23 protein-coding genes and 1 other RNA gene are annotated in these 24,464 nt (G+C 38.7%); 8 read left to right on the top strand and 16 right to left on the bottom strand.

The annotated features are described in order from the left end of the window. Window positions 1–484: 484 nt before the first annotated feature. Together ADICYQ_RS27075 and ADICYQ_RS06785 are read right to left on the bottom strand one after the other, a co-directional pair. Window positions 485–658 (bottom strand): hypothetical protein, encoded by a 174-nt coding sequence (locus tag ADICYQ_RS27075; RefSeq protein ID WP_020893407.1) that lies wholly within the window; start codon window positions 656–658, stop codon window positions 485–487. 266 nt (window positions 659–924) lie between these two features. After that, window positions 925–1,314 carry a response regulator gene (locus ADICYQ_RS06785; protein ID WP_020893405.1) on the bottom strand — a complete coding sequence of 130 codons (390 nt, stop codon included), beginning with the start codon at window positions 1,312–1,314 and terminating at the stop codon, window positions 925–927. Between the two features lie 582 nt (window positions 1,315–1,896). On the opposite strand from ADICYQ_RS06785, the gene ADICYQ_RS06780 reads away from it, so the two are divergent. Then, the gene (locus ADICYQ_RS06780) at window positions 1,897–2,379 is read left to right on the top strand and encodes a deoxycytidylate deaminase (protein ID WP_020893404.1); all 483 of its coding nucleotides are present in this window, start codon (window positions 1,897–1,899) and stop codon (window positions 2,377–2,379) included. Here the strand turns inward: ADICYQ_RS06780 and murB are convergent. After that, window positions 2,376–3,413, bottom strand: coding sequence for a UDP-N-acetylmuramate dehydrogenase (gene murB, locus ADICYQ_RS06775; protein ID WP_020893403.1), 1,038 nt, complete (start codon window positions 3,411–3,413; stop codon window positions 2,376–2,378). The genes ADICYQ_RS06780 and murB overlap by 4 nt on opposite strands. A gap of 159 nt (window positions 3,414–3,572) precedes the next feature. On the opposite strand from murB, the gene ADICYQ_RS06770 reads away from it, so the two are divergent. Then, window positions 3,573–4,538 carry a succinylglutamate desuccinylase/aspartoacylase family protein gene (locus tag ADICYQ_RS06770; RefSeq protein ID WP_020893402.1) on the top strand — a complete coding sequence of 322 codons (966 nt, stop codon included), beginning with the start codon at window positions 3,573–3,575 and terminating at the stop codon, window positions 4,536–4,538. Between the two features lie 92 nt (window positions 4,539–4,630). On the opposite strand, the gene ADICYQ_RS06765 is transcribed toward ADICYQ_RS06770, so the two are convergent. Beyond that, entirely contained in the window at window positions 4,631–5,440 is an 810-nt protein-coding gene (locus ADICYQ_RS06765; protein WP_020893401.1) for a hypothetical protein, read from the bottom strand. Between the two features lie 122 nt (window positions 5,441–5,562). On the opposite strand from ADICYQ_RS06765, the gene ADICYQ_RS06760 reads away from it, so the two are divergent. Further along, on the top strand, window positions 5,563–6,432 hold the full coding sequence (locus ADICYQ_RS06760) for an SDR family oxidoreductase (RefSeq protein ID WP_020893400.1): 870 nt from the start codon (window positions 5,563–5,565) through the stop codon (window positions 6,430–6,432). 74 nt (window positions 6,433–6,506) lie between these two features. Here the strand turns inward: ADICYQ_RS06760 and ADICYQ_RS06755 are convergent, their stop codons facing one another. The 6 genes from ADICYQ_RS06755 to ffs all read right to left on the bottom strand — a co-directional run bounded on the left by ADICYQ_RS06755 (window position 6,507) and on the right by ffs (window position 9,453). After that, window positions 6,507–7,031, bottom strand: a complete 525-nt coding sequence (locus tag ADICYQ_RS06755; protein WP_020893399.1) for a hypothetical protein — start codon at window positions 7,029–7,031, stop codon at window positions 6,507–6,509. 67 nt (window positions 7,032–7,098) lie between these two features. Next, entirely contained in the window at window positions 7,099–7,284 is a 186-nt protein-coding gene (locus ADICYQ_RS06750) for a CPXCG motif-containing cysteine-rich protein (protein ID WP_040414917.1), read from the bottom strand. A gap of 334 nt (window positions 7,285–7,618) precedes the next feature. Then, a complete protein-coding gene (locus ADICYQ_RS06745) occupies window positions 7,619–8,332 on the bottom strand; it encodes a cell division ATP-binding protein FtsE (protein WP_020893397.1) in 714 nt (237 codons plus the stop codon). Between the two features lies 1 nt (window position 8,333). Then, complete coding sequence (locus ADICYQ_RS06740; RefSeq protein WP_020893396.1) at window positions 8,334–8,537, bottom strand: hypothetical protein; 204 nt, start codon at window positions 8,535–8,537, stop codon at window positions 8,334–8,336. 84 nt (window positions 8,538–8,621) lie between these two features. Continuing rightward, complete coding sequence (fsa, locus tag ADICYQ_RS06735; RefSeq protein WP_020893395.1) at window positions 8,622–9,278, bottom strand: fructose-6-phosphate aldolase; 657 nt, start codon at window positions 9,276–9,278, stop codon at window positions 8,622–8,624. 84 nt (window positions 9,279–9,362) lie between these two features. Beyond that, window positions 9,363–9,453, bottom strand: an RNA gene (ffs, locus tag ADICYQ_RS26670) — signal recognition particle sRNA small type. A 160-nt stretch (window positions 9,454–9,613) separates the two neighbouring features. Here ffs and ADICYQ_RS06730 point away from each other — a divergent pair. The 3 genes from ADICYQ_RS06730 (at window position 9,614) to ADICYQ_RS06720 (ending at window position 12,293) form a co-directional block, all read left to right on the top strand. Then, window positions 9,614–9,976, top strand: a complete 363-nt coding sequence (locus tag ADICYQ_RS06730) for a hypothetical protein (protein ID WP_020893394.1) — start codon at window positions 9,614–9,616, stop codon at window positions 9,974–9,976. A gap of 415 nt (window positions 9,977–10,391) precedes the next feature. Next, complete coding sequence (locus ADICYQ_RS06725; RefSeq protein WP_040414930.1) at window positions 10,392–10,994, top strand: 3-keto-disaccharide hydrolase; 603 nt, start codon at window positions 10,392–10,394, stop codon at window positions 10,992–10,994. A 159-nt stretch (window positions 10,995–11,153) separates the two neighbouring features. Then, the gene (locus ADICYQ_RS06720; RefSeq protein ID WP_020893391.1) at window positions 11,154–12,293 is read left to right on the top strand and encodes a 1-acyl-sn-glycerol-3-phosphate acyltransferase; all 1,140 of its coding nucleotides are present in this window, start codon (window positions 11,154–11,156) and stop codon (window positions 12,291–12,293) included. Window positions 12,294–12,595: 302 nt separating this feature from the next. On the opposite strand, the gene ADICYQ_RS06715 is transcribed toward ADICYQ_RS06720, so the two are convergent. The 5 genes from ADICYQ_RS06715 to ADICYQ_RS06695 form a co-directional block, all read right to left on the bottom strand. Then, the gene (locus ADICYQ_RS06715) at window positions 12,596–13,339 is read right to left on the bottom strand and encodes a hypothetical protein (protein WP_040414914.1); all 744 of its coding nucleotides are present in this window, start codon (window positions 13,337–13,339) and stop codon (window positions 12,596–12,598) included. Window positions 13,340–13,535: 196 nt separating this feature from the next. Continuing rightward, window positions 13,536–14,225, bottom strand: coding sequence for a phosphonatase-like hydrolase (locus ADICYQ_RS06710; RefSeq protein ID WP_020893389.1), 690 nt, complete (start codon window positions 14,223–14,225; stop codon window positions 13,536–13,538). A gap of 2 nt (window positions 14,226–14,227) precedes the next feature. Beyond that, entirely contained in the window at window positions 14,228–15,379 is a 1,152-nt protein-coding gene (locus ADICYQ_RS06705) for a TIGR03364 family FAD-dependent oxidoreductase (RefSeq protein WP_020893388.1), read from the bottom strand. 95 nt (window positions 15,380–15,474) lie between these two features. Next, on the bottom strand, window positions 15,475–16,548 hold the full coding sequence (locus ADICYQ_RS06700; protein WP_020893387.1) for a zinc-binding dehydrogenase: 1,074 nt from the start codon (window positions 16,546–16,548) through the stop codon (window positions 15,475–15,477). Between the two features lie 12 nt (window positions 16,549–16,560). Next, window positions 16,561–17,145, bottom strand: a complete 585-nt coding sequence (locus ADICYQ_RS06695) for a helix-turn-helix domain-containing protein (protein ID WP_020893386.1) — start codon at window positions 17,143–17,145, stop codon at window positions 16,561–16,563. Between the two features lie 225 nt (window positions 17,146–17,370). Between ADICYQ_RS06695 and ADICYQ_RS06690 the strand changes: the two genes are divergently transcribed. Beyond that, window positions 17,371–18,648: a DUF5690 family protein gene (locus ADICYQ_RS06690; protein WP_020893384.1), complete on the top strand. Its 1,278-nt coding sequence runs from the start codon at window positions 17,371–17,373 to the stop codon at window positions 18,646–18,648. 439 nt (window positions 18,649–19,087) lie between these two features. Here the strand turns inward: ADICYQ_RS06690 and ADICYQ_RS06685 are convergent, their stop codons facing one another. Continuing rightward, window positions 19,088–20,011 (bottom strand): alkaline phosphatase family protein, encoded by a 924-nt coding sequence (locus tag ADICYQ_RS06685; protein ID WP_040414911.1) that lies wholly within the window; start codon window positions 20,009–20,011, stop codon window positions 19,088–19,090. Window positions 20,012–21,035: 1,024 nt separating this feature from the next. On the opposite strand from ADICYQ_RS06685, the gene ADICYQ_RS06680 reads away from it, so the two are divergent. After that, complete coding sequence (locus ADICYQ_RS06680) at window positions 21,036–23,882, top strand: alpha-amylase family protein (protein WP_235114431.1); 2,847 nt, start codon at window positions 21,036–21,038, stop codon at window positions 23,880–23,882. Window positions 23,883–24,464 lie beyond the last annotated feature (582 nt).

Genomic DNA, 24,464 nt, shown 5'->3' with positions numbered 1-24,464 from the left:
TTAAATGTCAAATTTGCTTGCAATTTAACACTCAAATTGGGGATTACAAAGCATATTTTTAAAAAGCCCTATTATCTAAAGTTGATTTTAAAAGACTTACTAATGACTTTCTCACTAAATGAATGTTTTGATGGATAGGTTTAGACCCAATTAGTAGGGGGGGGGTAACAAAGTTTGTCCCAGAGAATAGATAAGTTGGTTCCAATTTTATTCATGCCTTTAAACGCTAAAGCCTGATCTATTCCCAAGCCTTAGCCTTTCTGGTAGCGATTGGTTAGTGAAAATTAACCTGAGGGCTTTCTCAGAATTTCATTTCAAAGATGGCCCCTTCTTTGAATGTTTTACCATGGCCAATTTTTACCATGGTAAACGTTTAAATCTTATCAGGTACACGGAAGTTGAGAAGTGAATTTATCACGCAAAAGAAGTACTGTGGCTTTTTTTGGATATAAATTCACGGCTCATAAAGTGCTTTAGGGATGCATTAATCAAAATCATCATCTTCATCAAAGAGATCATCGATAAATTCATCTTCCTCCAGGTCTTTTAAATTTAATTCGAAATCATCCTCGTCATCATCCAAAAATACATCATCTTCCATGTCGTATTTTTCATCATTGAATTCGTCTTCGAATTCATCTTCAAAATCCTCATTCATAAATATAAAATTGAAATAAAACAGTAGTATTCGGTGCTAAATAATGAAAAAATCAGCAATTCTCAACACACATAAAAAAATAAATTTTCACATTACTTTACCGTTAAATTTCAATGGTGAAATCCTTATGGTCAGGGTCGAAAATGAAATGTTTGGTGCTGTTATGGTGATGTTCAAACCTTGGATGTGAATGTCTTTGCTTAACTGTCGAGGAAGTCCGAGGTTTGTGATATAATTGCGGTTAAAATAAGACAGGAGTGGATTGATTAGCTTGGTAGATTTTTATTCTTGGAGGATTGGCTACTAAAAATCAGCTTGATATATTGTTTTATCAAAGGTTTCGTTAAATAATTTTTAACTTTTTTATATTGTCCCGCTTTAGTAATGTCCAATTCATCAATGGAACTGCTTAAAATGTATATTTCAGGATCCTTTTTAATAGGCTTAAATGTCTCTAAAAAATCCCATCCATTCATTTCTGGCATGTTAATGTCTAGAAACAAATAATCTGGCCGGATTTTATAGATGTCCTTTAAAGCAGCAGCAGCGCTGCTGAACGAAAATACCTTAAACGGCTCCAAAACATTCCTTGAAATCAGTTTTTCTGTTACGAATATACTGATAGGGTCATCATCAATTAAGACTATCTTTATCATTTAATTACAAAAAACAGATGGTAAAACGCATTTATTATATTATAAAAATAGTAAAAATAATCTCATTAATAGAATAAATGTAGTTTTTTAACGTAGTTCTTTTTAATTAATTAATTTTTTAGGCTAATATTGTAATACTTTCTTATAGGGATTGTCGAAAGATTGTATTGAAGCATTAAAGAACTGCCTTTATTTATTCTTCCAGAAATTAGAAGTATTGATTTTATTTTAGTTTAACAATGAAATAATAATCAGATAATACAATTAAAAATACACCTGTAAATTTTTAATAACCAGTTGTTTATGTTAGGGTTATGACCGATCACCGTTTCTTTACGGTCTATCCGTTCTAACTTGATATCGCACAATGGACTAGAACTTGAAATAGTAAGCCCAAGAAATCTTTAAATTTACTGTAACCCTAAGGGGAATTATTGGCTTAAAGAAATGACTACTTCATTTCTTTAAAAGGCTTAAAATTTAGAAACCCTCTGAGGTATAGAAATCAGAAAAAATATTGAATTGAAGTGGTCTATTTGAAGTTTAAATGCAGTATTTGACGAAGTATTAATTGATTATAAAATGAACAAGCCGGATTTTGATGATATTTTTATGGAGTTGGCGGTAAACTTGGCCCAACGTTCCCATTGTATAAAAAAACACGTGGGGGCTGTACTTACCAAAGACACCCGGATTATTTCCATAGGTTATAATGGCCCGCCGCCCGGCACGCACAACTGTGATGAAGAATTCCCTGTGGAGGGTTGTAGACGAGATAGCAAAGGAAGTTGTTCTTTGGCATTGCATGCAGAACAAAATGCCATTTTATACGCTGTTAAAAATAAAGCTTCTGTAGAAGGATCTACTTTGTTTGTTACTTTAGCACCATGCCTGCCATGTGCCAGAATTATTTATTCAATGGGAATAACTAAAGTGATTTTCCTTAATTCTTATGCAGAATACAAAGGAATAGGTGTTGATGAAGGCCTTGAGTTTTTGGGAAAATTTGGCGTAAAAATATCAAAATACGCCAAGTTGATAAAGAGTGGAGACGATTTAATCTAAACCTGAATTAGATTTTTTGAATTAACCACATTTACTTCTCTTTCCAGGGAAATACCAAATTTTGCGTGTACTTCGGTTTGAATTTGACGGCTTAATGCCAGAATTTCTTCTCCTTTTCCATTCCCATAATTCACCAAAACCAGGGGCTGTCTTTTATGCACCCCTACTTCTCCCACTTGTTTGCCTTTCCACCCAGCATTTTCGATCAACCATGCAGCAGGAACTTTAACATGGGTTGCATTTGGATAGCCTGGAAGGGTTGGAAATTTTAGCTTTAAATTATCAAATACATCAACAGGAATAACTGGATTTTTGAAAAAACTTCCTGCATTACCAATTACTTTAGGGTCGGGAAGCTTAGATTGACGAATGCTGATAATCGCCTTACTTATGTTTTTAGCTGTAGCAGTGGCCTGATCCATTTGATCCAAGACAGTCTGTATGTCACCATAGCTTATATTGGGTGCATGTACTTTTGAAAGATTGAAAGAAACCTTATAAATGATGTATTTTCCTTTCAGGGAAGTTTTGAATACACTCTCTCTATAGCCAAATTTCACCTCAGAGGCAAGGAAGGTTTTAGTGAGTCCTGTACTGATTTCAATGGCTTCAAGACTCTGAAAAACAGCTTTTATTTCAACACCGTAAGCACCAATATTTTGCATGGGTGCTGCGCCCACAGTTCCAGGAATCAAGGAGAGATTTTCAATTCCACTCAGGCCTTTTTCAAGACTGTAAAGGACAAACTCATGCCAAATTACCCCAGAACCTACTTCTATCAATACGGTTTTGTCATCGGACTTTATCTCTTTAATGCCAGTGATATTGATTTTTAACACCAACGCATACAGCTCTTCAGTGAAAAGTACATTGCTTCCGCCTCCCAAAATAAGGATGGGGACCTTCTTTGTTTTGGCAAATTTAAGGGCTTCCAGAATGTCATCCTTACTTCTTACCTCTGCAAAGAAACTTGCGTTTACATCAATTCCAAACGTGTTGTAGGCCTTTAAAGAAATATTTTCCTGTATCTTCATTGTCTAATTCAAATCACGAATTAAAAGATTATTTAATCAAATTGGAAAGGTTTTAAGAAATAAGCGCTTTATAATTAATAAGCATAAGGGACAATAGAGGGAAACCAAAAGACCATAGCTGCTGAAAATCAGGCGATATTTCACATAAAAGAGTTTATTATGAAAGAAATGGTTATCAACGGGATCAGGGTTAGGCCTGGACAATCCCTGAATATAGAAATTGCTATTGCCCGACTTCCTACGCATACACTTATTGATTTACCTGTATTTATTAGAAGCTCAAACATACCTGGCCCCACTGTACTTATTAGCGGAGGGGTTCATGGAGACGAGATTAATGGTATCGTTACTGTTAAAAGGATGTTGGAAGAAAATATTTTTGAACCTATAAAGGGGACGCTTATTTTTATTCCTTTGGTAAATGTTTATGGCTTCTTGAGTAATTCTCGCACATTTCCAGATGGTAGAGACCTAAATAGAAGTTTCCCAGGGAATAACAAAGGTTCATTAGCCTCCCAAATCGCCCAAATCCTTACCAGAGAAATTATTCCTCAAATAGATTATGGCATAGATTTTCATACAGGGGGTAGAATGTTGTCCAATCATCCTCAGATCCGTGTTGACTTTAAAGATAAAAAAGGGTTGAAACTCGCTGAAGTTTTCGGTGCAAACTTCACTGTAAACTCTGCTCATATCGATAAATCCTTTCGTAAGGAGGCTTTTAAAAACGACAAGCATATATTGGTTTTTGAGGGAGGAGAGTCCATGAGGTTGGATGACCATGTGATTCAGGAGGGTATTGCTGGTACCGGCAGGTTGTTGAAACACCTTGAGATGATCGAAGGTGATTACCCTGTGACCAAAACGCGCAAAATTGAGGAAAGTAGTTGGGTTCGTGCAAAGGTTTCCGGCATTTTTAATTCGTCCGTCTCATTGGGTGAGGAAGTGAAAAAAGGGCAGATGCTTGCTAAAATCTCTGACCCTTATGGTCAGGTGAAAGTGCCTGTAAAAGCATCAGCTTCAGGATACATAATAGGTATTAATAACTTGCCTGTAGTGAACGCTGGGGACGCACTTGTTCACATAGGGAAATCACAAATGGAAGAAAATTTACAGACTCAATAGGGGGAAGGTGAACCTTTTCAATACTGTAACACCCATAGGGCTACCCTTTATTTAGGAGAATAGCAGGGCTAGCCTGTAGGGAAGTGCTAGCCCTAAGGTTGTTTGATCATGATTACTCCTTCGCTCAATTTTATGGTTGTTTTAGTGTCGCAGCCTTCAGCATTAGAATAAGTTAGCAAATGAGTTACAGGGGATTCTCCAGTTCTTTGGATTGTCCAGCTTTCTTCACCAGAAACAGGCCTGAATTTCAATAAGGAAAGACATTGAGTATTTATGATTTTTGGCGTTGTAATCACCGCTTCCAATTGGTTTCCACCCCAATTTCTTCCTTTCATCGTTCCAGTGCTACTTATTTCCGTAAGTACCTGTGATAGGATTTTGCCTTGATGTTCCATATCCAACATAAGTCTCGTGCTTGATTCATTCTCATCTTTTAATAGTAACGTATCTGAAGACTCTTCTAGGATCATGCTCGAACTTCTTTTTTGCACTACATGGAACAACCGATGTCCTTCAAATTTACTGTTATCGTACTGGTAATTGTCATAAGAGATTTTTATGGAATCATCGACATTGCTAGAACGGCTACTGTATTTTAGCATCAGTTTCCCTTTACGGTCCGTTGAGCCTGCCTCGCATTTTGGGCTATCATAATCCAGGGTTACCGTCAGATTGTCTTCGCCGATAGAAACCGTAGGGCATCCAGGAAGGCTATCTGTAAAAGTAGTATTGGAAAAGATAGATGCATTGTAAAATGCCAGGTAAAAATGTTCGTCTAAAGTCTTTGAAACCCAGTAAGCTTCCTCGCCTTCAAAAGATTGGTCAATCTGCAAATCCTTGTTGGTATCAAGGTTGCAGGAGAAAAGATAAATTAAAAAAACCAGTGGGATATATTGCTTCATTTTATGCGTTATTTACATTGTTCCCGTTAAATTAATCAAAGATAAATAAACTTTCTCCCAAACATTTCAATCCTTTGAAATTTATGTACTTTGAAATATATTAGTTAACAATAATAAAAAAAATGAAATATCAAGAAGGTATGCTCGTTAATGATGCTTTAAAAGGCAACGTCATTATGATATCTGGAGGTGGTACTGGTTTAGGGGCCGCCATGGGGAGGTATTTTTTAACCCTTGGCGCCAAATTGGTAATATGCAGCAGAAATTATGAGGTCTTGCAAAAGGCCGCCAGTGAAATGGAAAAAGAAACTGGTGGAGAGGTTTTTCCAATAGCTTGTGATTTGAGGGACTATGATCAGGTAGAGAAAATGTATGAACAAGCTTTGGCTCATTATGGTAGAATCGATGCTGTGGTAAACAATGCTGCAGCGAATTTCATCAGCCCTACAGACAGGTTATCGCCCAATGCTTTTCATACCATCGTAGACATTGTATTGAAAGGTACAGCCAACTTAACACTGATTGCAGGTAAAAACTGGATCAAAGAAAAGGCTGCTGGAACGTTTTTGAACATAGTTACCACATATGCTTTTACCGGTTCTGCTTATGTGGTGCCAAGTGCTGCGGCCAAAGCAGGTGTTTTGGCTATGACCCGTTCCTTGGCGGTAGAGTGGGCTCCTCATAATATCCGTTCCAATGCCATTGCACCGGGACCATTTCCTACTGCTGGAGCCTGGGAGCGTTTGCTGCCTGGTGAATTGGCGGAAAAATTTGAACCATCCCGAAGAGTCCCACTTGGGAGGGTAGGAGTGCACCAAGAATTGGCCAATCTAGCAGCATACCTGGTATCTCCCTTTTCCTCCTATATCAATGGGGAAATAATCACTATTGATGGTGGAGAGTGGTTGCAGGGGGCTGGACAGTTTAATGGGCTTAGGGCCATTAAGCCAGAATGGTGGGATGCGATGGAGGAAAAAAGAAAGAAAAAGTAATGTGGCAGATACAAATGAATGCAACACAATACCCTTTCTCAAGCTTATGGATATGTTGATTCTGAAGTGATTTATTAAAGTGGGTCTTCTTTATATACAGGTGGCTTTTTGTAGGGCAATTCCAAACTATGGTCCCAAGAAGGAAGTACTTTACTTATGTTTTCCTCATTAATAGAAGTGGTTTCGATAAAGTACCAATTGTCCCTGCTTTCTGTGCCTACGGCTATCAGGGTGCTCTCGGAGGTGATCGTTCCCCCAGGAACCTTGGTTACTGTAATGAAAGGCACCACAGCGTGAACTTCAGTAGCATTGGTGGTGAATTGAATGTCATCTCCAAATTCCAAGGCCGTAAGCTTTTGCCCTTTATTGATTTTGGTATCCTGAATTTGCTTGAGAATGTTTTTCATGGCAGTACGGCCGCCAGCCCTTTCTATTAACTTAGGGTAGGTGAAATCCAGAAGAATTTCATAATCACCCTGAATCTGAGCATAAGCGTAAATTTGCCCTGCAGTTTTTATTTCTTCTATAACCTGTGCTTCTGCCGTTAAGGTAAATTGACAAATACATACAAAAAGATAGCATAAAAAATTCTTAACCATAACCTTTTTAATTTATCAGCTAAAATAGGTTTTAGTACAGAAAATTCAAGTTAAATGACCGGAAATTTTATTGTTCGATGTCGGTAGCCTCAAAGCTTTCCAACTCACCCTCTCGAATTTGATAGCTAACTTGTATGGGGTTGCAGCAAACTTCGCAGTCTTCGATATAATTTTGCTCTGGAATACTAGGGTCCAATAGCATTGAGATCTCTGCCAGGCAGTAGGGGCATTGGAAAAAATGTTCTAATTCCATAATGAATCAGTTTTGGTGCTATCAGTTATAGCGAAATTGATTTCAGAAAGTTGTGTTTTGAAAAATCATTTTAAACTTTTCGAACATTTTGGTGAGTTTAAGGCTAAGAGCGAAAGCTTATGAGTAGCAATAAATAAATAAAATTACTTTTTTTGATTGAAATGATCTCCTTTGCTTTAGCAAGGCAGTTTATTAGCAACTCTTTTCAACAACGGTAGTTTGTTCTGATTTGAAAGAGAAAATTAATCTCCCGGCATATAGAATGGCATTTATTGATAGACAATGCCTATGAAGAACTAATTAGATCAGGAAAGGTTTAAGGTTGGGTTTTTACTTACAATCCGCTTCCTGAAAGGGATATAGGTGCGTTTTTGCTGTCCAGCACTTCTGTGTTTTCACACTTTAGTATCCGGTAAGGGTATTTTTTCAGCAATTCATAATTATGAGTTGCCATCAGAATGGCTGTACCTCTTTTATTGATTTCCTGAAAAAGTTTGAAAATACCGTCTGAAACATCCGGATCAAGATTTCCAGTAGGTTCATCTGCTAAAAGAATAGAGGGTTCGTTTAATAGTGCTCTGGCGATGACTACACGTTGTTGCTCACCACCAGAAAGTTGGTGAGGCATTTTAGTAGCAGCACCTCCGAGACCTACTCCCATTAAAACCTCTATCATTCGGTTTTTCATCTTGAGTTTGTCTTTCCAACCAGTGGCACGCAATACAAAATAAAGATTTTCAGCTACTGTTCTATCAGGGAAAAGTTGAAAATCCTGAAAAACAATACCCAATTTCCTTCTAAGGAATGGAATGTCTTTTTTATTGATGTCTTGAATAGGGTAGCCAGCAACTGAGGCTTTACCCATAATCAAGGGTAGATCTGCATAAAGGGTCTTCAACAGAGAGCTTTTACCACTTCCTGTTCGCCCGATTAAAAATACAAACTCCCCTTTTTCAATACCGAAGTTTACATTTTTTAAAATGGTATTGATGCCTTGAAAAATACAAGCATCTTCTACCTTGACCACAGGCTCATTGGAAAAAACCATATCAGAGATCTAATTTTTTAAGTTTACCGAAGGGGAGTTCTTTGATGAGCTTTTCAAGCGCTTCTTCTTTTCCTCCAAGCCCGAATTTTTCAATTTTTTTAAGTGGCCTGTCTGCCCTGAAGTAAGCCACAAGTACAAAATTCTCATCCCTGATCTGTATATAATCAGGGATTTTTGCTTTTCCCTTCACTTTGATAATGTACATATCCGGTTGTTTTTAAATTGTAACCTTATCGCTGGGCAATAGTTTTCAAAATGGGGCAAGTATTAAAACCTGCCCCATTGAAATTTATTTGTTTGCTTTGGCATGGTCTGCCAAAAATTGAGCCAATCCTTTGTCAGTAAGTGGGTGATTCAATAAGCTTGTGATCACCTTAAGTGGACAAGTTACTACGTCAGCACCAAGTTCAGCGCATTTTATCAAGTGCATTGTGTGGCGAACAGAGGCCGCAAGGACTTCAGTTTCGTAGCCATAATTTTGATAAATATGAACGATTTGACCGATCAGGTCCAGTCCGTCAAAACCGATGTCATCCAATCTTCCAATAAAAGGAGAAAGGTAAGACGCGCCAGCTTTTGCAGCTAAAATGGCTTGACCTGCTGAAAAGACCAAAGTGCAATTGGTACGGATACCTTCACTTGAGAAATATTTGATGGCTTTGATACCGTCTTTGATCATAGGAACTTTCACAACGATTTTGTCGTCAAGCTTGGCCAGTTCCATGCCTTCTTTAATGATTCCTTCAAAATCTGTAGCAATCACTTCTGCACTTACATTGGCATCTACTATATTGCAGATGGCCTTGTAATGGTTGATGACGTTTTCGTCACCACTGATTCCTTCTTTAGCCATCAAAGAAGGATTTGTAGTAACCCCATCTAATACGCCTAAATCATAGGCCTCTTTTATTTCGTTGAGATTCGCAGTATCAATAAAGAATTTCATGCTTGTTTTTAGGTTTGTTGATTTGTACCGGTAAATTTAAGCCAAAATTAACAAAAAGTAGGGGCTTGTGTACGAAAAGGACAAAAAAATAAGCGGCATCGCACCGCTACGACCGCCTACCCTTGCTTCCTTCCGGACCTGGGGGATTGAGCGGGAGCTGGTCGTGCCGCTTGCAACAAAGGTAACTAATTTCGGTTCACGTACAAAATATTTTTTCTACTCTTCTCTAACCCCTTTATAATCAAAGAAAAAAATATCTGGCAATATTATTGATACCATTTCTTTAGAAATTACCTTATATTTTCGGTGCTTTGTAAGCATAACAGTTATTAGATATGAAAAAGACATTAAGTATTTTAAGTTTGGTATTTATAATGAGTTCATGTGCACTTATCCAACCAAGGATTCCTTATCAACTGGGTATGTCTGAAAGTAAGTTTCTTAGACAGAATAAGGATGCAGTCATTAGTCAAATGAGTGAGGACAAAAAAGTGTATAGAGTCAACAATGGTGACAGGTTCTACCTTTTGGTGACTTTTGAAAACGATGCCCTTACAAATCTTGAGGAAATGGAATTGACTCCACAATGGCCAGCTCAGAGATATATGGATGAAAATAATCCGAATTATAACAATCCCAATTACAACAACCCTAACGGTAGCCCTAATAGGTATCCACAGCAAAATAACCCAAACTGATAGCGTAAAGCTTCGATGTATATAATAACCAGAATCAGGTGCCTTTAGGCATTCATATATTCTGGAATGAGTCATAGGGCCTCCTTAAATTTAAAGGAAGGCCCTTATTTTTGATTATAAGGGTATGTGTCTTTTGGAATTAAACAAAAAAATGTATTAAGTTTATTGGATTGCTTAAAATTATGATTTAATATTTTCCTATATTTAATCCTTATTTAGCATAACAATTCACGATAACATGAACAATAACAGGAGGGAATTTTAAAGAAAATGGGGATGGCGGGAGCTGCCTCAGCAATTTTTCCTGTAGGATTTGCAGGTGCGGAGCCAAAGTCATTTGCCCAGATTAAAAGAAATACTGAAGTCCCTGTAAATATAAAACTAGTATAATTAAATCTAATATTTAAAACCAATGATGAAAACACTTATTAAAACAAGCGCCTTAATGTTGGCCGCAGTCCTTGTAATGTCATGTGCTTCTGATGGCACCGACTTGTTCAATGGTAAAGACCTTACTGGCTGGACGGTATATGGTACTGAAAAATGGTATGTTGAAGATGGTATTTTAGTGTCTGAAAGCGGTCCTGACGGTGAATATGGCTATTTAGGTACAGAGAAAAACTACAAAAACTTTGAATTGACTGCGAAATTCAAACAAGACGAAGATGGAAACAGTGGAATTTTCTTTCGTTCGAACTTTGAAGGTACCAAAGTTTCTGGATGGCAGGTAGAAGTAGCCCCTCCAGGCAATGATACAGGTGGAGTATACGAATCTTATGGCCGTGGATGGTTGATCAAACCAGATCCTGAAAAAGACAAAAACTTGAAATTTGGTGAGTGGAATGACATTAAAATCGTTGTGGTTGATGATCATGTTACCACTTGGTTAAATGGTGTAGAAATGATTGATTATACCGATCCTAAAATTGGTGAAGGTGAAGGTCAGTTGGCACTTCAGATCCATAGTGGTGGAGGCCTTAAGATTTCATGGAAAGATATTAAAGTTAAAGAATTATAAGTCGGGTGTTTTAAAACATCTTGCAAAAAAATTCGTAGAATAAAATAGGATAAAAAGCCCCTTCAATGGGGCTTTTTTGTGTTCGGTTACTATTGTTTGACAAAAGGAACTAACCTTTGAGGCATTTTTAGTAATTTGCGCCCTAGAAAATAATAATATATGTCCAAATTTGATCCGATAAGACCTTTTTATGATAATGAAGTCAATCAGGCACTGAATGAATATGCCCAGCATCCTATGATGAAGGCCATAATGAATTTCACCTTTCCTGATAGATCAGAGGCCGAATGGGAGGAAATGTTTTCAGATATTCATTCAATCAGGGACTTTCAAACAAAAATTATATATGATGCCGTACTCAGAGTATTAGAATTAAGCTCTGATGGTCTGTCTACTTCTGGGTTTGAAAACTTGAAGCCAAATACTTCCTATTTATTTATTTCAAACCACAGGGATATTATTCTAGATACCTCTTTGCTAAATGCCACTTTATTCGAAAATGACTTGGTGATGACCACTTCAGCAATAGGTGATAACCTGGTGAAAAAGCCATTTTTAAAGGCCCTTTCCAGACTCACACGTAATTTTGTTGTTTTCAGAGGGTTAAGTCCAAAAGCCATGTTTGAAAATTCCAAGCTGAATTCAGAGTATATAAAGGAAGCTTTACTGACAGAAAATAGATCGGTATGGATTGCCCAAAGAGAGGGCCGGACCAAGGATGGCATGGACCTTACCCAAAAGGGTATGCTCAAAATGCTGGCATTGGCCAGTGAAAACACACCTTTGAAAGAATATTTTCAGCAATTAAAAATTGTTCCTGTTTCTATTTCTTACGAAAATGATCCCACGGATGTGCTTAAAATGCCGGAGTTATTGGCAAAAGCCAGGGAGGAAATTTACGTGAAGCAGAAAAATGAAGACTTTAAAACTTTAGTGAGTGGAATCATAGGGCAAAAAAAACGTATTCATATTTCTGTTGGAAAAGTATTGGACGAAGAAATTGGAGAAATTCTTGGTGCTGAAGGTTCCATAAATAAACAATTGCAATTACTTGCTGAGGAATTGGATCGAGTGATTGTTCAAAATTACCAGTTATGGCCCACCAATTATATTGCCCTGGACCTTATGCACAATACCAATAAATATGTTGCTCACTATTCCGTAGAAGAAAAAGAAGCCTTTAAGGAAAGAATGGTGAAAGGTATAGACATGGACAATGAAGTGGCGGTACATAATTTTTTGGCAATGTATGCCAATCCAGTGACGCACAAACAAAACATTACAGAGACTGCTTCATAAACGCTGCTTCATGATATTTCGAAAATAACCTATGTAAGCTTTTTTTGAATTAGCTGCCATAGGTTATTCTCGTTTTTGGTAACCCCATAATATGGGGTGGACTTCTTATTGCCCTTCCAATTACATAACAAAATCGTCTTATTAAAGCTTTGTGAAAGAAGCCCTAAAATTCCCTAGCAATGCAACACTGCTACACCCTATACCCGTTTGACTGCGGAAACGGTTCGTAGTGATGATTTAGCTAATTTTTAGAGGTGATAAAACTTATAAATCAGCTTGCATAATCAGGGTGAAAAAGTGATTTAGAAAGTTTGGAAGTGATCGACAATTATATTTTCAAGAACACCTTCCTTGAAATTGAGCTTTACAACATCCATTTTATTGGTCTCTATCGTATGCCCAAAGTACCATTGAGGTGACTTGCTCATTTGAGTGTCATATATTTTGGAAAGGTCTTTGGTAAGCAAATTAATGGCTTCAAACTTATTTTTATACTTTTCATTTTCACTGATGGTTTTTAGCTTGTCATACAATACCGCAACGTCATCTCCTTTACTAATAGCAGATTGTGACAAATCTTTAGGCCATTTTTCTAATTCCTCCCCGCTACCTAAAAAAATGGTTGCAATGCGGTCCTCAATTATCCCTATTTGTACACCTGAAGAGGTTCCTATTTTTTCATCCATGAAAATATAGTGATACAGTGGTAATTTGTTTTCTAGCTCCTCAACACCTTCATAAATGTTTGAGACGATATTTATATATTCAAGCCCTATGTCACCCTTTAATAGATTAACGGCCTCATAGGTGGATTCCGAAGTGCTGCCAATGGTAAAGGTTTTGTAATCCCCAGAACTGATAGTATCTGTACTGATTAAAGAACTATAGGGTGGCTCAGTAATGATTTCTGGCTCTAATTCCTGGTCATTCAAACAACCAAATAAGAGGAGAGGAGAAAGGAGTAGGGTCCAAACGCTAGTAGCATATTTTGCTTTTTTGAATGGGGATACACTGCTTAAAAAGGAGTTTAGTTTGTTTCTTGTCATGGTAAAGGGGTAGTATGAGTAAATAATAGTTTCAAGAACAGTACGATATAAAAAGTATATTTGTCCTGATAAAAATAATTTTCCCTCTAAAAGATATTTTAATTAACTCCAGTCACATTCTTTTAACAAACAATAGCCCTCAGTTTCCACATCGGGCAACTGAGGTTTTTTTCTACGTTTTTTGATCAGTATTTTATCAGATTTTAGTCCCTAATACTTCTGGCAGCAAAGCCAAACTTGGCAATATATAATCAGGTTGGGCAGTCTTTAGTTGCGCCTCATTTTGTGCACCTGTCAATACACCTATTGTCAAACCACATTTGGCATTTTTTCCTTCTTCAATGTCAATGGTAGAGTCTCCGGCTTTCAGTACCTCCTGAGGCGCTGTAATGCCACATATTTCCATGGCTTTGTAAATCATGTCCGGTTGTGGTCTGCCATTTGTCACGTCATCAGCAGTTACCAATCCATCGATGTCTTTCCCTGTTTCCCAGCCTAGTTTTAAAAGTAGCGATAAGGCTGTTTTTCGGTCATAACCAGTATTCAGCACCACAAACACACCTTTATTTCTTAGCCCCTCCATCATTTCTTTTACGCCGGGAAAAGTTTTTACCTCTAACTGCTCATAAGTGAGCTTTAGGGTAGGCTTAAAATTGGCGAAAGCTTCAGCTGCGATGGTGGCAATATCTGTGGCATTGGTGCTGGCTTTCAAAACATCTGTTATTGCCTGGTGTTTTTCCTTACCTGCTCCATGGGCTAAAACTTCTTCCAACGTAACGTTAAAGCCTTTGTCGTTGATTACTTTTTGAACGGTCTTATAAACTACATTGTCCTCGTCTACGGTAGTTCCCGCCATATCAAGTACTACAAGTTTAATTTTATTCATTTTTATAAGTTAATTAGTTTCAGAATATTTTCTTTAGCCAAAGCGGGACTTCCTGTCATTCCTTTTCCTCCGATTCCGGTAAAAATATGAATATTTTCTTCAATTGTCTTTTCAAACAAATCACCACTTTTGCATTGAGCGTATGTGCCATACCAACGATGAGCAATTTCATAGGTTGGAAGGTTTATGATCTCTTTGGCCTTTTTTAGCATGTATTGGTCTATTTCCATGTCCAAATCAAATCCTAGCACATCGCTATTCCCTGCGTCGGCATACTCATGAGAGTCTCCCAGGATCACTGACCCATCCATGGCTTGTTTGAACAGAATATGGATGCCCCATTTTTTTTCATGCGTATCATTGGCCTCCTTCTTTTTTATAGAAGCATATGATGAACATTCCTGAAAGGCCTCATACCTTCGAATAGATTCTCCAGTCAATATGGAGCCTGGCAGTTGATAGGACTTTACCTGTGGCTTGGTTTGCATCATTTGCAATTTAGAAATTTCCATATTGCTTCCTGCAAAAATAGCTGGATACAGTGTTTTAAATTCACTCCCACTACAGACAATGACTTTTGAGGACTTTAAATGCTGTCCACAAGAAGTTTCCGTTTTTACGCATTCTCCCGTATTCTCACATGCCACCACCGTGGTAGACGGGTACAATGTCAAGCCCATCTTTTCAATTAAATACGCCAAAAGGCGGTGGACCATTATCCTGGGTTCAATAGTAATCTCCTCCGGAAAAAATAAACCACCCATTACATAATCAGACCTTAATCCCTGGTATTTGTCCAAACAAGCTTGTTTTCCCAGTAATTGTGAAGAATAATTTCTGGAATTATTAAGTCCATGTAACTCCTCAATGAGCTGCATTTCCTCTATGTCGGAAGCAAGGTAAACAGTCCCCTGATTCCTTACGGTCAAATCAAATAGCTTGTGTAGCGCTTTATAAATGTCTAAACTTTCTCTCCCATAGCTTTGCCATTTGGCATTCATTCCTGAAGGTACGACTTGTCCGAAATTTCTAACAGTTGCCCCTTGAGGAAGCCGGTCTTTTTCTACCAATGCTACCTTCAGTCCCATTTTGAGTGCCTGGTAGGCATGGAAAGTGCCCAATACACCCCCTCCAACTACAATAAGATCAAACATGATTTGTTGTTAAAATTTAGTCTTCTAATATAATAATTACTTATCCTATTCAATGCATACGGTGTAGTAGCTTAACATTGTATTGAATGCTTTGCTTAGGGTTTTATACCTATTCGATAATACTTTCCAGTATTGGCTGTTGCAAAAGCCTCGTCCAAATTCTCAAGATCAAATGACGATCCCACCAGCTCCTTAAAAGGATATTTGAGATGTACTTTTTCTAAAAAGTTTATGGCATTGGCCAAATCCTCAGGCCTGTAATTGTGTAGTCCTTTAAGGCTGAGCAGGTTTCTAACCATGTATTCAGCATTGATAGAGAGGTCCCGTTGGGGGAAGACTGAGCCAACCAGAATGAGGGTCCCCCCAACGGACAAAAGTTTTAAACAATTTTCTATGGCTTCAGGAATACCGGAGGTTTCGATAACAATGTCTATTCCTCCTTCACGATCAATGGTGGTGTTTAATTCAGGTTCTCCAAAAACAAAGGCTTTCTCTGCTCCGAATTTTTGGGAATAGGAAGCTTTATTTGGATCGATGTCCTGACTCCAGATTTTTCTAGCTCCTCCCTCTTTTGCCATCGCACAGGCAGAAAGCCCAAGCATTCCTACACCGTTTATCAGGATGGTTTTATTTTTCAAATCTCCGGCCAACCTTAAAGCACCTGAAATGGTGGCATGGGTACAGTTCAATGGTGCGGCCTCTGCATTGCTTAAGGTCTCGGGTAATTTAAATAGGGTGGTGTTTTTACGAAGATGGCAATGGCTGGCAAAACCTCCATTAAGTTGGTACGCATCATTCATTTGTTCATGACCATATTTGTATAGTCCTTTTGATTTTTGAGGGTATCCCTTTTTGGCGTTATTTGAATTGGGGTCATGTGCATAGATGGTCCAGGTAATTCTGTCTCCTATAGCAAGGTTTTTGCCATAATAATCCTTTATGCCTCCAGCAGCCATTTCTGCTATTGTGCCAATGATTTCATGACCCAAAATGCTATGACTGCAAGAATGCCTTCTGCCATAAAAGGTGTGCAAGTCGCTGGTACAGATGGTTGAGAAATCAATTTTCACCAATAATTCACCTTCTGCTAAAGTTGGGAAAGCAATTGGACTTGTCATAAATGGGGATTCGGGCCGCAAAAAGACCTTAGCAATGGCTTCTTTTTCCATTCTGTGGTTGGGTTATCTAATTTCAATAAAATATATTACCAGAAGTTGGGCATCTGTTTTTTTGCTGTTTATTGGCAAATGAGAGATATTCCCATTGAAGAATAAGGAATCACCTTCTTCCAAGTCAAATGTGTTTTCTCCTAATTCATATTTAATACTGCCATTTATTACATAGAGGTACTCAAAGCCATCCGTAGTTACCCGCTCTCTTTGGGACTTGCCACTGATTGTCAGTAAAGAGATTTCCATTGATGATCTTTCCATTTTATGGTTTAGAATCAATTGATCGTCAAACCCTATGGCTTCCTCTTCCTTTTTTACGGAACGGTATTCATCTTTTCTTTTCAATAAGTAGCCGGGAAATTCTTTTTCGCTCTGAAGGTCTGAAAAAAAGACATTTAGATCTACATTCAGGGTATTAAGCACTTGAATCAATGTTGGTAAAGTTGGGAAAACCCTGCCGTTTTCAATCTTTGAAAGCATAGCGATGCTTATCCCTGATTTATCGGCCAGATCGCCCAATTTTAAGTGGTTTGATTTTCTTATGTCCTTTATTTTGGTGCCAATCCAAGTGGTGAGGTAGGCTGAATTCTCCATTAAATGAGGGTTTTATACAGGGCATTTTAACTCCCATGAACGAAAATGAATTCAAAGATGAAAGTTGATAAAATTTTCTTTATAAGAAAAATTAATTTCTCTTAACGAAAAATTCTTTTTTTGATAATACTTAAATTGAATTTTGATTTTGGGTTTAGGCCTACCTTTATAAACCGATACAAGGTTTCTAATGTCAATCAAAACAGATAAAGGACTTCAATTTTTATGAGCCAACGCATTAAGGTTTCCATTACCAAAACTGATGTTTTGCTGGTTTGCACAGCATTTATGGCTTATACCGGAATGTATGCGGTCAGAAAATCCTTTTTAGCCGGTCAATTTGAAGGCATGGAACTGCAGGGCGGTTTTCATTTCAAAACTTTGTTGATCATTAGTCAGGTGCTTGGTTACATGCTTTCAAAATTCATTGGGATTCGGCTTGTACCTGAAATTCCGGCCTATAAACGTTTTGGCGCTATTGTAGGGCTGGTAGGATTTGGACTTTTGATGCTTCTGGCCTTTGCTTATGTGCCTGTACCGCTTAAACCGGTGGCCATGTTCTTAAATGGTTTGCCCTTGGGGATGATTTTTGGCTTGGTGCTGGTGTATTTGGAAGGGAGAAAAAATTCTGAACTGTTGGTAGCAGGCCTAAGTGCTACATTTATATTCTCTACAGGATTGGTAAAATCAACGGGGATTTGGTTGATGCAAACTTTTCAAGTGAGTGAATTGATGATGCCTTTTGTCACTGGGGCTATTTTTTTCCCAATGCTTGTATTGGCTGCTTATGGTTTGAATAGAGGTAAGCCACCAACCACTGCTGATAAAGAACTTCGTACAGAACGCCTTCCAATGGATAAGAACGCGCGCATGGATTTTATGAAGAAACATGGCCTTGTTTTTTTAGGCCTTGTTTTGGTATATGTGGTATTGACGGTTGTCAGAGATTTTAGGGACAATTTTATAGTGGAATTTTGGGCGGAGTTCAACATGTCGGGACAGCCTGAACTGATTACCCTCACAGAGATTCCAATTGCTGTATTGGTATTGATTATAAGTGCTTTGGGTATACTGGTGTTGGATAATAAAAAAGCTTTTCTTCTAGGGATATATGCAACAATCATCAGTGCCATATTGATGATTGTTTCTACTTTTCTTTTTACACAAGGGACAATGGGTCCGGTATTTTGGATGATTAGTTCAGGCTTTAGTGTATACCTGCCCTATATACTTTTTCATTGCCTCCTGTTCGAAAGGTTGATTGCTTTTTTGAAATACAAGGGGACTGTGGGGTTTTTGTTCTATGTGGCAGATGCACTTGGCTATTTGGCCAGTGTAGGGATTTTGATCTATAAAGAATTTTTGTATACTTCATCTTCTTGGGTTGAATTTTTTACATGGTTAAACCTTGGGAGTGGCGCTTTAATTGTGCTATTGGTATTTGTTTTATTATGGAAATTGAAGGCGATATCTCCAAAGGTCCAATTTGAAAAATTAGCCTAGGTAAAAACGACTTGGTAACAATTCTTGGCTTTTCAAATGCCTTATTATAAGATTAAGAATCTTATTTAGCCAAAATCAGCTGTTAGTATTCCTACTGTCCACGGCTTTCACCCATGGTTATTATTGTTAAAGCCCGTTAGGTGTCTGGTCTAAGTTTAGCAAAGCGTAACTTAGACCTACAAATGAGGAAAGTTTTCAACTTTCGTTCCAAGAGTTATAAAATGCCGTTATCAGTTAAATTTGGATTTTGAAATGATTATACCCTGAAATAGAAGATTTATTCCCTGTTTGGGGTTATATAGGTTTTAATAAAAAGGGAGTGTGTAACTGTTAATTCCCTTGAAACTAGGATTCTCCATTACCTGTAATTTCGATAACACCCCAATACCACAGAAACTGGTCAGCTGCAAAACACAGTAATGAATCTGTTAAAATTCCATCAATCTTTCTCGCTAAATATTCCTGAAGGAACCTTGCCAATCCAAGATTCCGGGGTGTCCCTAATTCCAAACAACCTGGCCACTACTGCGGAGGTGTTGGCATTTGAATTGGGAGATTTTAATTCAACAGCTTTATTAATTCCGGGGCCTTTTATCATCCATGGTACAATCATTTCCTGAACCGATGTCCCACCATGACTCTTACCAATACCACCATGGTCAGTAAAGAGTAGAAAGTTGGTGTCCTCATACAATCCTTCAGCCTTTAGCTGCTTTACAAATTCCCCAATCTTTACATCAATTTCCTCAATGGCCCTGATAAATTCCGGAGACATCCACTCGTGACCATGCCCAGCATGATCTACATGCACAGAATAAAGGAAAGTCAATGTCGGTACATCCTGATTGCTGACAAGAAAATCCAGTGCTGCTTGGTAATTTTGATCATATCGATCATCCTCCTCGTAATTCACCTCATCAAGGTATTTTTTATTGAAAGGTTTGATAAGGCTTTTCCAGTTAAAATAGAAAGCTGTTTTTATTTCGGGAACGTTATCCTCTACGATTTTAAATATAGAAGGATAATAGCCGTCTTCATCCATTTCTTGAGGAGCAATTGTATGGTCTTCCTTTTCCCAATTATTGCCGAAAACACCATGTTGCTCTGGTCCGCCACCGGTCAAGTGACTGGTCCAATTGGGCATGGTAACAGAGGGCATAACCGTTCTGGTGCTGGTGGAAATCACCCCATCAGCAAACAGGGCATCAATATTTGGAGTTGTTGCTTGTTGGTATCCTTCCAGGCCAAAGCCATCAATGCCCAACATAATTACCCGATTTGCCACCGGCGTTTTTTCTTTACAGCCGAAAGAAAACAGAAGTGGGAATAAAAGAAGGAGCAGAGTTGATTTGACTTTTATCATGGGTTGATGGTTTTATACTGTAAAGCTTTGTTTTATTGAATGGGAAATATCCGACTGATAAATATATAAAAATCCAATGGGCAGTAGGTTGCCTGCCCTTTAATAAAAGGCTGTCTTTTTGTTAAATGGTTAAATATTATTGTATAAATAGGGTTGTAGACATTCAAAAGAGGTGCTTATTAGCTGATTTCGATACGATTTCGCCAGCATTTTTGCAGGAAAAAAGCAACAACACCGCCAAAATCAAGTAAAAGTATTCCTACAGTCCACGGGCTTCACCCGTGGTTATTGTTGTTGAAGCCCTTCAGGCTTCTTCGGTTCCGTTTACTAATACAGTAAATCTCTAATTTGCTCGAATGCCATTCTTCTGCTAGCTCGGCTTGGTGGAATGACTAAAAATGGCCTTTAATTTATGCCTTAATGTTTAAATTTGTAATACAACCCTCAAAATCTTAATAGATTGGGATGATTTCAAAACATTGAAAATGTGTCAAACGTTAGCTGATTGCTCTTTGATTTTGTCAGCATTGTTGCAGAAAAAAAGCAACAATACCGCCAAAATCAAGTAAAAGTATTCCTACAGTCCACGGGCTTCACCCGTGGTTATTGTTGTTGAAGCTCTCCAGGCTTCTTTAGACAGTTAGGGTTGAATTATGGCATTGCCCGAATGCATTGATTTAAAAATGGAGAAATACACATTTATATATAGAAGGTTACATTAGAATCCTGACCTTTTCAGTTCACTTTAGTGCCAGGCGCAGCATGAACACCAAAGTGAATAAACAAGGGTTTTCTCGCTCAAAAATCCCAGTGACTTCGACAAGCTCAAGAACCAGTGGTTCGACAACCTCTCCTGCACCGATAATAGATTCTTGAAGTATATACCTTAATTAACAATTAACAATTAACAATTAACAATTAACAATTACCCATCAACCATTATATTAGCCCCTAGTCAATTGAAACAATACGATTTCAAAAATGGAAAAGCTATTTTCTATTTCGAAAACAAAGAAACACCGCTATGAGAATACAGAAAATGTGGACTAGACTTTATTTATTAACGCTGCTATTACTCCCTTCTTTTCTTGGGTGGGCCCAACATACAGAAGAGCTTCCATTGTACAAAAAAGCAAAAATAACACAGGATTGGCTGCTTGGACCTATTGATGCCAAAACGGGGGTGTATAACAGTGTAAAAGGAGAATTGATCCTCAGTAATGGATTGATTGGTCGTGTTTTTAATGTGAAAAAAGGTGGCGCTACAGTAGGCCTTGAAAATGAGATGACAGGGGAGCAAATGCTAAGGTCTATACGGCCGGAGGCAATGGTCACTATTGATGGAATGGAACTGCCTGTGGGAGGATTAATCGGTCAACCCATTCACAATTACCTGCTAGACGAATGGGTAGATCAGATGGAAGTAAATCCTACAGCCTTAAAGCTAGAGAATTATGAGGTTGGAGAAACCAAGCCACGTTTTGCCTGGCAGAAAAGGTTGGAATGGATGCCAAAGGACATTCCATGGCCTGCACCTGGTAAGCGATTGACTTTTACTTATGCTGCTGATGATGCTTTGCTCAATTACCTGGCAGCAAAAGCCTCAACAGATCTTGGTAGAGCGGTATTGTTTAATGATAATTTTGCCCAGCTTAAAGCTTCCTGGAGGCTTACTGCTTCCAAAGGAGACGAAAGAAATTCTTTTATCAATGAAGGAAAGGTGGGGGAAATCATGGCCATGGCCAATCATGCCGTGGTGGCTGAGAGGGATAGTCCGGAGGGGAACAAGGTATGGATAGTACAATTAGACCCGGGAACAGATCAGTCTGCAAGCTGGGGGCCGGGAATGGCCCTGGTCAATGGCAATGGTGATATATATAAATTAAACCTTAGAACCCAGGACAAGACCTTTGGTGTTTTTGATGGGCAAAAGGAAAGCAGTCAGGGGAAATATGAGGAGGGCAAACCCGTTTTTTTGCGGGCGGAAAGAAAAGCTTCCGAATTGTCTTTTTCCTATAGTTATTCCGGAGAAAATTACGAACACCTTGCCGACATCAAAATAGATTCCAGCCCAATAATTAAGCTAAGGCTTGGTAAAATGGATCCCAAGGGAGGTTTTGAGGATTTTGCCACACAAGGAAATCAGGGCAGAAGCCATGTCATGCAGGTCAAGCTTCTAGGTGAACAAAAAGAAACGGACAAAGCTGCCCTTAAAGCCCGGTACAATTACCTGAAAGCGGTCAAAGTACTGGTGCATTATGAGCTCTTTGACGGCATTCCGCTCCTCTCAAAATGGATAACTGTGGAGAATGGAAGCGACCGGGAAATTAAAATAAATGCCTTTAAAAGTGAGATATTGGCTTTGGTAGAGCCGGAAAGCGCTGTAGATGCCAAGACAGAGTGGAAGAAACCGAACATGTCCATAGAGACCGACTTCCGCTTTGGAGGCATGTCCAATGACAACTTGTATTCCAGCAGTATTGCCTGGAATGTTGACCCTATGTACAAAACCCAAGTGAATTATGGTTTACAAACCCCCGTGCTTTTGGAAGCTTATCCTAAGCTTGGCCCTATGAAAAGCCTTGCTCCTGAGGAAACTTTCGAAAGTTTCAGAACCTGGGAATTGTTTCATGACAGTTGGGACAGGGAGAGAATAGGACTGGCGGAAAGAAGAATGTACCGGTCCCAGGCCCCTTGGGCGACAGAGAATCCTATGATGATGCATGTTCGCAATGCCGATAATGCCGCTGTCAAAAAAGCCATCGATCAAAGCGCTGAGGTGGGCTTTGAGATGGTAATCATGACTTTTGGAAGTGGTTTTCAAATAGAAAATGACAGCCCGGAAAATATCAATAGAATGAAAGCATTGGCGGATTATGCACATGCCAAAGGAATCGCCTTGGGCGGGTATTCCTTGCTGGCCAGTAGAAGCATTAGCAAGGAGGATGACGTCGTCATGCCAGAAGGCTTACAACCTCGTTTTGGAAATTCCCCTTGTTTGGAAAGTGAATGGGGCATCAACTATTTTGAAAAGCTGTATAATTTTTATAAAAAGACCGGACAGGATATACTGGAACATGATGGAAGTTACCCCGGAGATGTTTGTGCCAGTCATGAGCACCCCGGACACGAAGGACTTGAGGATTCGCAGTGGAACCAATACCAAAGGATCAAAACCTTTTATGAATGGGCCAGGGGTAAAGGCATTTTTCTCAATGTGCCCGACCACTATTTTATGGCAGGAAGCAATAAAACAGGTATGGGTTACAGGGAGACCAACTGGTCCTTGCCCAGGGCCCAGCAGGAAATCATCGAAAGACAAAATATTTATGACGGTACCTGGCAGAAAACCCCTTCAATGGGCTGGATGTTTGTGCCGCTTGTAGAATACCATGGGGGAGGGAAAGTGGCCACCATAGAGCCCTTGAAGGAACATTTGCCCCATTATGAACAACGTTTGGCCAATCTTTTTGGAGCCGGTGTACAGGCCTGTTTTAGAGGGCCACAGCTTTATGACAGCCCACAAACCAAGGAGATAATTCTTAAATGGGTGAATTTTTATAAGCAACACAGGGAAGTTTTGGATGGAGATATTGTGCACCTGCGAAGACCTGATGGCAGGGATTACGACGGCCTTCTTCATGTCAATCCCAATGGAGAGGAAAAAGGATTGCTAATGCTTTACAATCCCCTGGATGTGCCCATACAAAAAAGTATTTCAGTGAACCTGTATTATACAGGCCTTGACAAAGTAGCCATGCTAGAGGACAATATGGGAAATAAAACAAGCCTAGAATTGAATAGAGATTACACAATTGACTTGCCTGTCAATATTCCGCCCAGGTCTCAGCAGTGGTTTGTGATCAAGTAATTTTGATGCTCAGGAAGAATGCTTTCCTATAATCTTTTGTAGCGTATTCAAGGTCGCTTACATCCTGAAAAAAGGTAGCTGTGAAAATTAGAGAATTATAATTTAAACTATAGATTTATGTAGGTTTCAGCCTTTGTCTTTTTATTCGTTTATGGTTTTAATTTCAACAGTCCATGGATTTTCTACCGGCAGTTATTATTGTTGAAGCCTAAGGCTTCTTTAGTTCTGTTTGAAGTTAAAACAGTAACTGGACCCTAATAATGGAGAAATACACATTCAAATATAGAAGGTTACGTTAGAACCCTGAATTTTTAGTGTCAGGCGCAGCCTGAACACCAAAGAGAAAAACAAAGGGGGGCTCGCTCAAATGTCCCTTTGCCTTCGACAGGCTCAGGCACCGTTATTTCGACAAGCTCAGCCACCGGGTAATCGATAGTCCATACACCGGTAAGGAAGTTGAACATACCCATCACCAGTCCTTCAACAAACCCAAACACCGGTAATAGATTCTTGAAGTAAAACAATTAACAATTAACAATTAACAAATACATACATACATACATACATACATACATACATACA

It is taken from the genome of Cyclobacterium qasimii M12-11B (genome assembly GCF_000427295.1).
GTDB lineage: Bacteria > Bacteroidota > Bacteroidia > Cytophagales > Cyclobacteriaceae > Cyclobacterium > Cyclobacterium qasimii.
This window is presented reverse-complemented; position numbering and strand designations above follow the sequence as displayed.